Genomic DNA, 10,920 nt, shown 5'->3' with positions numbered 1-10,920 from the left:
ACATTTGGGGCGCCGCTGCGGTTCCCGCATATCGGACACGGGTCGACCGACCTACCAGTTGGTCGGCCCGTTTCGGTCGTCGATCTTTCAATCATTGGTGGGTGTCCGCTTCGACCCGCTCAATGTAAGGCGATGATCGATCAAGTGAGCGGAGTTCGATCTTCCGGATAAGGAAACCGCAGCATTTAACGTCCTGTTCATGACTCAGGTGGAAGCACGGCCCCAGGCCGGAGACACGGTAAGGGGCGTCAACGCCCCGGGCGGCACTCAGGCCGTACGCAAGAAGGGCCTCGGAGGCAACTCCGTCGGCCTGCTCGGCAGCGCCGTCATCGGCGTCTCGACGGTCGCCCCCGTCTACTGCCTGACCTCGACGCTCGGCTCCACGGCCGGCGAGGTCGGCCTGCAGATGCCGGCCATCTTCCTCGCGGGCTTCCTCCCGATGCTCCTCGTCGCCTTCGCGTACCGGGAGCTCAACAAGGTCATGCCGGACTGCGGCACCTCCTTCACCTGGACCGTGAAGGCCTTCGGCCCCAAGATCGGCTGGATGTGCGGCTGGGGCCTCGTCATCGCGACGATCATCGTGCTCTCCAACCTCGCGGGCGTCGCGACCTCCTACTTCTGGCTCCTCGCGGGTGAGCTCAGCGGAAGCGAATCCATCGCCGCCCTGGACGACAACAAAGCCGTCCACATCCTCACCTGCCTCACGCTGATCGCCGTCGCCACGGCCATCAGCTACCGCGGCATGACCGCCACCAAGGGCATCCAGTACGCCCTCGTCGGCCTCCAGCTCGTCGTCCTCGTCGTCTTCGTGGCGATGGCCCTGTCGAAGGCCGGCGACTTCGAGACCTCGGTCTCCTTCTCCTGGTCCTGGATGAACCCCTTCGCGGTCCAGTCCTTCGCCGCCTTCACCGCCGGCCTCTCCCTCTCGATCTTCATGTACTGGGGCTGGGACGCCTGCATGGCGACCAACGAGGAGACCACCGGCAGCGCGAAGACCCCCGGCCGCGCCGCGCTCATCGCGATGGTCGTGCTCGTCGCCTCGTACCTCGCCACCGGCATCGCCGCGCAGATGGCCGTCGGCTCCGGCGAGGAGGGCCTCGGCCTCGCCAACCCGGAGACCTCCGACAACGTCTTCGCCGCCCTCGCCGGCCCCGTCATGGGCCCGACGCTCGGCATCCTGCTCTTCGTCGCGGTCCTCGCCTCGGCGGCCGCGAGCCTCCAGACGACCTTCATCCCGGTCGCCCGCACCGTGCTCGCCATGGCGGCGTACGAGGCGCTGCCGAAGTCCTTCACCAAGGTCCACCCGGTGTTCAAGACCCCCGGCAAGGCCACGATCGTGGCCGGCGTCGCCACCGGCGTCTTCTACACGGTGATGACCCTCGTCAGCGAGAACGTCCTGGTCGACACGATCTACGCCCTCGGCCTGATGATCTGCTTCTACTACGCCCTGACGGCCTTCGCCTGCGTCTGGTACTTCCGCGGCGAGCTCTTCCGCTCCGGCCGGGACTTCGCCTACAAGGGCCTCATGCCGCTGGTCGGCGGCCTGATGCTGACCGCCGTCTTCGGCAAGACGCTCTACGACATGTGGGACCCGGCCTACGGCTCCGGCTCCGCCGTGTACGGCGTCGGCTCGGTCTTCGTCATCGGCGTCGGACTGCTGCTCCTCGGCGTGGTCATCATGCTGGTCATGCAGCGCAGGAGCCCGGCGTTCTTCCGCGGCGAGATCCTGACGAAGGACACCCCGTCACTGGTGGTCGCCGACTGACGGCGCTCGTACGTCCCTGAGCCGTACGTTCCTGAGTCATCCGAAACGCGAAGGCGGCGGGCCCGTGGGGGGTCCCGCCGTCTTCGTCATTTCCGCGCGTCCGGTCAGTGCCCGGGGAGCAGCTTCTCCACCGCCGCGTTGGCCGGGGGCAGGTCGGGGGTGCCGGCGGGCTTCGCCTTGGGGGTCAGGACGCCGCTGAGCGGGACGACGGAGGGCAGGTTCATGCCGCCGGTGTCGGCGGCGGCGGTCCCGGCGGTGGCGCCCGCGAGACCCGCGGCGGCGAAGGCGGTCAGGGCGGCTGCGGTGAGGATCCTCTTCATGCCCGCTCCAACGCGGACGGGAGGGGTCCGGTTACGACCGGCGGGGCTCCTTAGGATGCGTGCGTGGATTACGTGTACGGGGAAACGGCCTGGTCGCTGCGCCCGGGCCGGGCGGAGGACGTCGAGCCGGTCGCCGAGCTGCGGGCCGTCGTCATGCGGGACGACCTCGTGCGGCTCGGCCGCTACGACGAGCACCGGGTGCGGCAGCGGCTGCGGGACGGGTTCTCGCCCGCGTACACCTCGGTGATCGAGGTGGGCGGCGCCTTCGCGGGATGTGTGACCCTCCGCCCGTACGAGCCGGGGGAGGGCGACGGCTTCTGCCTGGAGCACTTCTACCTGGCCCCCGAGGTGCAGGGGCGGGGGCTCGGGACGGCGGTGCTGCGCGACCTGCTCGACCGGACCGACGCGGAGGGGGTACCCGTCCGGCTGGTGGTCCTGAAGGGGAGCGCGGCCCGCCGTCTTTACGAGCGTGAGGGGTTCATCCTCGAGTCCGAGGAGGACCCGGTCGACGTTCTGATGGTGCGGGAGGCCGCCCGTACCGTCAGAAGCCCACGCCGGCCGGCTGCCGGACGGTGACGTTGAGCCGGTTGAAGAGGTTGGTGATTCCGACCATCAGCACGATCGACGCGAGCTGCTTCTCGTCGAAGTGATCGGCGGCGGCGTCCCAGATCGCGTCCGGCACGGCGTCCGAGACGTCGGCGAGCCGGGTCGCGGCCTCGGCGAGCGCGAGGGCCGCGCGCTCCTCCTCGGAGAAGTACGGCGCCTCGCGCCAGGCGGCGACGGCGAACAGCTTCTCGTCGCTCACCCCGGCCTTCCGGGCGTTCTTCGCGCCGATGTCGACGCAGAAGCCGCAGCTGTTGATCTGGCTGGCCCGCAGGTGCACGAGCTCCAGGGTCGACTCGGGGACCCCGCCCTGCCGGGCGGCCTTCACCAGGTCCATGATCGCCGGACCGGCGCCGGGCAGGATGTAGGCGGGGTTGGTCATGCGGGCCTTGGGCTCGTGGTTCGCCATGGTGATCGCTCCTCAGCGTCTCGCGTCAGTCGTTCGTTCGGGCGTTCGTTCGTCGCTTTCACCGCATTGACGGAGCGCGCGCCGAGAATGTGACACGACGGGAGAACTTTTCCCGAGAAACTCTTCTACGCCTCCGCGATGAGGGCGGTCGCGACCGTGCGGAAGCCGAGCCGTCCGTAGAGCCGGGCCACGTCCGCGTCCGACGCGGTCAGGAACACCAGCTCCGCGCCCCGGGCGCGGGCGTCCGCGGCGAGCACGGCCGTCACCGCGAGCCCGAGGCCGCGGCGGCGGGCCGCCGGGACGGTGCCGACGCCGACGACCTCGGAGACCTGTCCGACGGGCTGGTGCTGCCCGGCCGCGAGGGCGTCACCGGCGCCGTCGAGGGCCGCCGCGAGCCGGGTCAGACCCGCGCCGATCCGCTCGGCGATCCGCTCGGCGGTGCCGGGTGCCGGGACCATGCCGAAGGCCGCGTACGGGGCGGCGACGGCGGTCTCCAGGGCGGGGTCGTCGGCGTCGACCATCCGGACGGTGATGCCCTCGGGGGCCGGTACGGCGAGCCGGTCGTCCTCCAGGACCATCAGCGGGTGCTCGTGCACCGTGAGGCCGGTCGCCTCCACGGCCGCGCGCAGCCCCGGCGTCGTCTCCGCCACCCACTCGAAGGCCTCGGGCGCCCCCAGCTCCCGCTGCCGGGCCCGTACCTTCTCCACGGCGTCGACCGGCACCTCGCCGGTGTGGCCGAGCGTGGGGCGTGCGTAGTAGGGCCAGCCCTCCCCCTCCCGTACGAACAGGGTCAGGGGCCCGTGCGCCTCGGCGCGGGCGGAGGGGCGGGGTACGGCGTCGTAGAACGACTCGATTCGGTTCAGCACCTGGCCACGGTAGGCGGCGGGGCAGGTGGCCGCCTTCGAATATCGGACGGTACGGGGAACCGGACGTGGCATGATCCCGTCACTCCGGGCAGACGTGGAACAAGGGGGAGCCATGAGCAGGACGCACACCTGCCCGGGATGCGGGCGTGACGACCGGGTGCAGGCCGTGCCCGCCGTGTACCTCGCGGGCCGGGACGCGGTCACCAGCCGGGAGCGGGACCGGGACGGGGACATGCGGACCGTGACGCGGACGGTGACCACCGGACTCTCCGACGCGCTCGCGCCGGTGCCGCAGCCGCCGTCGTACGCGATCGGCTGCCTGGGCGTCCTCGCCGGGGCCGTCTCCTTCGGCACCTTCCTGGGCGGGGCCCTCGCCGGCAAGTGGTTCAGGGACGAGCCCGCGCACGAGCCACCGGAGTTGAACGGCTGGCACGGGCTGCCGCAGGAAGTGGCTGCCGAGCCGCCGGCCTACGAGTTCCTCGGCTGGATCTCGGCGCTCGCGCTGCTCGCCGCCGTCCTCGTGTTCACCGTGCTGCTGCGGCGCCGGGCGGCCTTCACCCGCCTGACGCGCAGGCGCCACCGCGCCGAGGAACTCTGGGCGCACGGCTGGTACTGCCACCGCTGCGCCACGGTCCACTTCGCGGACGTCCCCGGCGAGGACCGGGCCCCGCTCACCCTCCAGCGCTTCCGCGAGAAGGTCTGGGAGCACGGCGGGTACGGAGACCTGGCGGGGGAACAGCGGGCGATGGACCCGTCCCGGGACTGACGGGCTGACACCCGTGAGCCCGTCACGGGACCGGGACTGACGGGCACCCATCCCCCTGACCGCAACTGACGGACACCCGTGTCGTACCCCTCGGAAATCCGTCCCCCACCCCCTACCGTGCCGCTATGCGGATCTCGACCACGATCTTCCTGACCGACGAGACCATCACCCCCGTGCGCCTCGCGCGCGCGTTGGAGGAGCGCGGCTTCGCCGGGCTGTACCTCCCCGAGCACACGCACATCCCCGTCGAGCGGACCACGCCCTACCCGCAGGGCGGCGAACTGCCCCGCGAGTACGGCCGCATCCTCGACCCCTTCGTGGCGCTCGGCCAGGCCGCCGCCGTCACCGAACGGCTCGGACTCGGCACCGGCGTCACGCTGGTCGCCGAGCACGACGCGATCGCCCTCGCCAAGCAGATCGCGACCCTCGACCACCTCTCCGGGGGCCGCTTCACCCTCGGTGTCGGCTACGGCTGGAACCGCGAGGAGGCCGCCGACCACGGCGTCGACTGGTCCACGCGCCGGGACCTCACCCATGACCGGCTGGCCCTGATGCGGGCCCTGTGGGCCCCGGAACCCACGGCATACGAAGGGGAGTTCGGCCGCTCCGTCCGCGCCTCGCAGGCCTGGCCCAAGCCGGCGCGCGGCGGTGCGCCCCGCATCCTGCTGGGCGGCGCGGCGGGCCCGAAGCTGTTCGCGCGGATCGCCGCCGAGGCGGACGGCTGGATGCCGATCGGCGGCCGGGGTCTGACGGATTCGCTCCCGGTCCTGCGCGAGGTCTGGGAGGCCGCGGGCCGCGACCCGAAGGCCCTCCAGGTGGTCCCGTACGCGGTCCTCCCGAACGCCGGCAAGTTCGCGCACTTCGAAGGGCTGGGCTGCGCCGAGGCCGTCCTCCAGCTGCCGCCGGGCGACGAGACCGAGGTCATGAGGGTCCTCGACGAGTACGCGCGGTTCCTCTGAGCGGCGGCCTCCACGGGCGGGAGGGTCCTTCTTCCTGCGGGGACCCGAAGCCGCCCCGTCCCGCCCGCTCGTATGCTCGGTTCATGACGGATCACCAGGCAGCACGTCCCACCGAGAACGCCATGCGTCGCGCACTCAAGCGGGCCAGGGACGGGGTCGCGCTCGATGTCACCGAGGCCGCCGTGCTGTTGCGGGCGCGCGGGGAGGACCTGGCGGATCTCGTCGCGTCCGCCGGGCGGGTGCGGGACGCCGGGCTCGAGGCCGCCGGGCGGCCCGGGGTCATCACGTACTCGAAGAGCGTGTTCATACCGCTCACCAGACTCTGCCGGGACAAGTGCCACTACTGCACCTTCGTCACCGTGCCCGGCAAGCTGCGCCGCGACGGCCACGGGATGTTCATGTCGCCGGACGAGGTCCTCGACATCGCCCGGCGCGGGGCCGAGATGGGCTGCAAGGAGGCCCTGATCACCCTCGGCGACAAGCCCGAGGACCGGTGGCCCGAGGCACGCGAGTGGCTCGACGCGCACGGCTACGACGACACCCTCGCGTACGTACGGGCCATGGCGATCCGCATCCTGGAGGAGACGGGGCTGCTTCCGCACCTCAACCCCGGGGTGCTGTCCTGGACCGACTTCCAGCGGCTCAAGCCCGTCGCGCCGTCCATGGGCATGATGCTGGAGACGACGGCGACCCGGCTGTGGAGCGAGCCCGGCGGACCCCACTACGGATCGCCCGACAAGGACCCCGCCGTGCGGCTGCGGGTCCTGGAGGACGCGGGACGGTCCTCCGTGCCGTTCACGAGCGGACTGCTCCTCGGCATCGGCGAGACCGTCGAGGAGCGAGCCGAGTCGCTGTTCGCGCTGCGGCGCGTGGCCCGCGCCTACCACTCGATCCAGGAACTGATCATCCAGAACTTCCGCGCCAAGCCGGACACGGCGATGCGCGGGATGCCCGACGCCGAGCTGGACGATCTCGTGGCCACCGTCGCCGTCGCACGGCTCATCATGGGACCCTCCGCCTGCCTCCAGGCCCCGCCCAACCTCGTCGACTCCGAGTACGAGCGGCTCATCGCCGCAGGCATCGACGACTGGGGCGGCGTCTCGCCGATCACCATCGACCACGTCAACCCCGAGCGGCCCTGGCCCAGGATCGAGGAGCTCGCCGAGCGGTCCGCCGCCGCCGGCTTCGAGCTGCGCGAACGCCTCTGCGTCTACCCGGAGTTCATCCAGCGCGGCGAGCCCTGGCTCGACCCCCGGCTCCTCCCGCACGTCCGCGCCCTCGCCGATCCCGAGACCGGCCTCGCCGACCCCGACGCGCCGGTGCGCGGCCTGCCCTGGCAGGAGCCCGACGAGGCCTTCACCGCCACCGGCCGCACCGACCTGCACCGCACCATCGACACCACGGGCCGCACGCACGACCGGCGCGACGACTTCGACGAGGTGTACGGCGACTGGGAGGCGCTCCGCGAGGCCGCCGCCCCCGGCATGGTCCCCGAGCGCATCGACACCGACGTCCGCGAGGCCCTCGCCGTCGCCGCCGACGACCCGACGAGGCTCACCGACGCCCAGGCGCTCGCCCTGCTGCACGCCGACGGGCCCGCGCTCGACGCGCTCACCCGGATCGCGGACGACGTCCGGCGCGCGGCGGTCGGCGACGACGTGACGTACATCGTCACGCGGAACATCAACTTCACCAACGTCTGCTACACCGGCTGCCGTTTCTGCGCCTTCGCCCAGCGGCGCACCGACGCCGACGCGTACACCCTCTCCCTCGACCAGGTCGCGGACCGCGCCCAGCAGGCCTGGGAGGTCGGCGCCGTCGAGGTCTGCATGCAGGGCGGCATCCACCCCGACCTGCCCGGCACGGCCTACTTCGACATCGCGCGCGCGGTGAAGGAGCGCGTCCCCGGCATGCACGTGCACGCCTTCTCCCCGATGGAGGTCGTCAACGGCGCGACCCGCACCGGGCTTTCGATCCGGGAGTGGCTGACGGCGGCGAAGGAGGCCGGCCTCGACTCGATCCCCGGCACCGCCGCCGAGATCCTCGACGACGAGGTCCGCTGGGTCCTCACCAAGGGCAAGCTGCCCACGGCGACGTGGATCGAGGTGATCACGACGGCGCACGAGCTGGGCATCCGCTCGTCGTCCACGATGATGTACGGGCACGTGGACCAGCCCCGCCACTGGCTCGGCCACTTCCGGACGCTCTCCCGCATCCAGCAGGAGACGGGCGGTTTCACCGAGTTCGTGACCCTGCCCTTCATCCACACCAACGCGCCCGTCTACCTCGCGGGCATCGCCCGCCCCGGCCCGACCGCCCGCGACAACCGCGCGGTCATCGCCATGGCCCGGCTGCTCCTCCACCCGCACATCCCCAACATCCAGACCAGCTGGGTGAAGCTGGGCACGGAGGGCGCCGCCGAGATGCTCCGCTCGGGCGCGAACGACCTGGGCGGCACGCTGATGGAGGAGACCATCTCCCGTATGGCGGGGTCGAGTTACGGCTCGTACAAGTCGATCCGCGACCTGGAGGCCATCGCGGAGGCGGCGGGCCGACCGGTGAAGCCCCGGACGACCCTCTACGGGGAGGTCCCGGAGGAGCGTCAGCGCACGGCGACCGCCTCCGACGGCCACCTGCCGGAACTCCTGCCGCTCGCCCAGGACTGAGTGCATGATGCGTCCATGACGCAGATCATCAAGGGGGGAAACCTTCCGCTGAGCGGCGAGCCCATGCGGGTCGCCGTCGTCCGCCGGTCCGACGGGCCGGGAGCGCCGGAGGTGGACGCGGCGGCGCTGCTCGTCGGCGCGGACGGCAAGGTCAGGGGCCGGGAGGACCTGGTCTTCTACAACCAGTCCGCGCACGCCGGCAGCGGCGTGCGGCTGACGGGGAACGTCCGGGCCGAGGGCGGGTCGGTCGCGGACTGGCTGGAGATCGACCCGGGCCGCGTGGAGCCGGCCGTGGAGCGGATCGTGGTCGCGGCGTCCTGCGACGACGCGACGTTCGGTGAGGTCGAGGACCTGTACCTGCGGGCGGTGAGCGCGACCACGGGGGAGCAGCTGGCGCTGTACGCGGTCGAGGACGCGACGACGGAGACGGCGATCCTGCTGGGCGAGTTCTACCGCAGGAACGGCGGCTGGAAGTTCCGCGCGGTGGGGCAGGGGTACGACTCCGGACTGCCGGGCCTGGCGGAGGACTTCGGATTCGCGGTGCCGGACGCGGCGGTGGAGGCGGGGGAGGAGGCGGCGGCCGAGGTGGCCGAGGCGGAGGTGCCGGAGGCCCCGGCGCAGGTATCTGCTCCCGTGCCCGCGCAGGCTCCCACACCCGCCCCCACACCCGCTTTCGTGCCCCTCGCCGTCGGGGCCGTCGGCAAGGAGTACGGGCACGGTCCCGCGCCGCTCTCCGTGCCGTCGCTCGGTGTGCCCCTGGCGCGGTGCAACGACCTGCCCGCGGAGATGGGGCCGGAGTTCCCGGCCGTCGAGTTCTCGGGGCGCGGGAAGGAGGACGTCGATCCCGGTCTCACCCTCCCCAAGGGTTTCGTCGTCGTCGACGTGTTCAGGAAGGGCGACGGGTACGTCGAGGTCGTCACGCTGACCGTGCGCGGGCGCCGCTGGAGGGAGGTCCTGGGCAGCGGCCTCCCGGACCTGCGGGGGGTGGGCGTCTTCCACCACGACGGCCAGGCGCCGCTGCGGCTGCGGGTCGACGCGCCGGGGATGGCCGCGTGGACGATCCGGCTCCGGCCGGTGTCGACCCTGCGTACCTTCGACGGTCCCGTGGAGGGTTACGGGCCGGACGTCCTGGCCCACACCGGCGACGAGACCGACGTCAGGTTCCGGTTCCGGGGCGACGAGGACAAGGAGGGGTACTTCGGTGTGAACGTCCACCGGCGCGGCGGACACTGGCAGCACTCGTTCAGCAGGCGGGACCGGGGGCGCGGCGGCGGTTCGATCCCCCGGGGCCCTCGCCTGCTGGTGGTCGAGGCTGACGGCGGCTGGTCCATGGAGCCCGGCGCGTCGAGGATCGCGAGCTTCTGGACCCGCCGCCGCTAGAGGCGTCTTGCGCTACCCGACCAGCAGGTCCTCCTTCAGCTCCTTGAGCTCCCGCTGGTCGATGCCGAGGCCCTTCCGCAGGTACGCGCGGAAGGAGCCGTACTCCTCCTCGACCTCGGCGAAGCTCGCGTTCAGGTACGCGGGGCGGACGTCGAGGAGCGGCTTGTAGACGGCGGCCTGCTGGGCCGGGAGGTGGGAGAGGATCGCCTCGTTGGCGGCGGCCCGGTAGGTGTTGCTGGCGAGGTAGTCCGCCATGACCGTCTCCTCGGGGACGCCGAGGGCGGTGAGCAGGGCCGCGTTCGACCAGCCGGTGCGGTCCTTGCCGGCGGTGCAGTGGAAGAGGACGCCCCGGCGGTCGTCGTCGGCGATGCCGTCGAAGACGGTGGTGTACGCGGTACGGGCGGTGCCGCCGCTCACCATGAAGGTGTTGCCCTCGATCATCATCGCCTCGGCCTCGGCGGGGCTCTTCGGCATCGAGGTGAAGGTGCCGCTGCCCGCGAGGACGTCGGCGACGACGTGCGTCGCGCCGACCGGGACGCGGTCGGGGGCGGTGGTCCGCTCGGACTCCATGCGCAGGTCGAAGACGGTCCGGACGCCGAGGCGCCTCAGCTTGGCGAGGTCGGCGTCGGTGAGCTTCTCCAGGGAGTCGGAGCGGTAGACCTCGCCCATCCGCACCCACTGGCCGTCGCGGGTCCGGTAGCCGCCCGCGTCACGGAGGTTGACCGTGCCCTGGAGACGTATCAGCCGGTCGGCGAGGTGCAGCGGGGTGCCGCGGTCGGGGACGAGGTCGAACCAGCGGCGGTCGGCGGCGGCCAGGCCGGAGACGGTGACCGAGCCGGTGGCGCCGCCGCGGGCGGCCGTGCGGCCGTCGGTGCGGATCGTGACGCCGTGGGTGCCGGGGGCGGACCACGTGACGGTGTAGGTGCCGCCGGCGTTCTCGGTGACGGTCGCGGCGGTGAAGGGGACCCGGTGGTCCGACCGGGAGTGCGCGGAGCCGGCGGAGTGCGGGTGCGCGGAGGCGGCGGGCGCGGTGAGGCCGGCGAGCAGCGCGGCGGCGAGGGCCGCGGCCGAGAGGGCCGCGGCCGAGAGAGTGTTGACTCGTGTCACGGGGTTCATGTCGCGGATGGTTCAAGCCGCAACCGAACCTCGGATGAACTGCGGTCAAAAGTGGACTGAAGGGCGTCGG

10 protein-coding genes are annotated in these 10,920 nt (G+C 72.1%); 6 read left to right on the top strand and 4 right to left on the bottom strand.

What is annotated here, in order from left to right:
- Window positions 1–199 precede the first annotated feature (199 nt).
- Window positions 200–1,765 (top strand): APC family permease, encoded by a 1,566-nt coding sequence (locus ACWFR1_RS12555; RefSeq protein ID WP_453549706.1) that lies wholly within the window; start codon window positions 200–202, stop codon window positions 1,763–1,765.
- Between the two features lie 104 nt (window positions 1,766–1,869).
- Here the strand turns inward: ACWFR1_RS12555 and ACWFR1_RS12550 are convergent, their stop codons facing one another.
- Window positions 1,870–2,085, bottom strand: coding sequence for a hypothetical protein (locus tag ACWFR1_RS12550; protein ID WP_453549703.1), 216 nt, complete (start codon window positions 2,083–2,085; stop codon window positions 1,870–1,872).
- Window positions 2,086–2,148: 63 nt separating this feature from the next.
- On the opposite strand from ACWFR1_RS12550, the gene ACWFR1_RS12545 reads away from it, so the two are divergent.
- On the top strand, window positions 2,149–2,661 hold the full coding sequence (locus ACWFR1_RS12545) for an N-acetyltransferase family protein (protein WP_453549701.1): 513 nt from the start codon (window positions 2,149–2,151) through the stop codon (window positions 2,659–2,661).
- On the opposite strand, the gene ACWFR1_RS12540 is transcribed toward ACWFR1_RS12545, so the two are convergent.
- Together ACWFR1_RS12540 and ACWFR1_RS12535 are read right to left on the bottom strand one after the other, a co-directional pair.
- Window positions 2,627–3,097, bottom strand: a complete 471-nt coding sequence (locus ACWFR1_RS12540) for a carboxymuconolactone decarboxylase family protein (RefSeq protein WP_453549699.1) — start codon at window positions 3,095–3,097, stop codon at window positions 2,627–2,629. The two genes, ACWFR1_RS12545 and ACWFR1_RS12540, sit on opposite strands and share 35 nt — an antisense overlap.
- 125 nt (window positions 3,098–3,222) lie before the next feature.
- Complete coding sequence (locus tag ACWFR1_RS12535; protein ID WP_453549696.1) at window positions 3,223–3,963, bottom strand: GNAT family N-acetyltransferase; 741 nt, start codon at window positions 3,961–3,963, stop codon at window positions 3,223–3,225.
- 112 nt (window positions 3,964–4,075) lie between these two features.
- Here ACWFR1_RS12535 and ACWFR1_RS12530 point away from each other — a divergent pair, with 112 nt between their 5' ends.
- From ACWFR1_RS12530 to ACWFR1_RS12515, 4 genes are all read left to right on the top strand, one after another.
- On the top strand, window positions 4,076–4,729 hold the full coding sequence (locus ACWFR1_RS12530; RefSeq protein ID WP_453549694.1) for a hypothetical protein: 654 nt from the start codon (window positions 4,076–4,078) through the stop codon (window positions 4,727–4,729).
- Window positions 4,730–4,854: 125 nt separating this feature from the next.
- Window positions 4,855–5,688: an LLM class F420-dependent oxidoreductase gene (locus tag ACWFR1_RS12525; RefSeq protein WP_453549692.1), complete on the top strand. Its 834-nt coding sequence runs from the start codon at window positions 4,855–4,857 to the stop codon at window positions 5,686–5,688.
- Window positions 5,689–5,771: 83 nt separating this feature from the next.
- Entirely contained in the window at window positions 5,772–8,354 is a 2,583-nt protein-coding gene (locus ACWFR1_RS12520) for a bifunctional FO biosynthesis protein CofGH (protein WP_453549689.1), read from the top strand.
- A gap of 15 nt (window positions 8,355–8,369) precedes the next feature.
- Complete coding sequence (locus tag ACWFR1_RS12515) at window positions 8,370–9,734, top strand: TerD family protein (RefSeq protein WP_453549687.1); 1,365 nt, start codon at window positions 8,370–8,372, stop codon at window positions 9,732–9,734.
- 12 nt (window positions 9,735–9,746) lie between these two features.
- Here the strand turns inward: ACWFR1_RS12515 and ACWFR1_RS12510 are convergent, their stop codons facing one another.
- Window positions 9,747–10,850: a tyrosine-protein phosphatase gene (locus ACWFR1_RS12510; RefSeq protein ID WP_453549685.1), complete on the bottom strand. Its 1,104-nt coding sequence runs from the start codon at window positions 10,848–10,850 to the stop codon at window positions 9,747–9,749.
- Window positions 10,851–10,920 lie beyond the last annotated feature (70 nt).

The sequence above is a fragment of the Streptomyces sp. NPDC055103 genome, from assembly GCF_053607625.1.
This window is presented reverse-complemented; position numbering and strand designations above follow the sequence as displayed.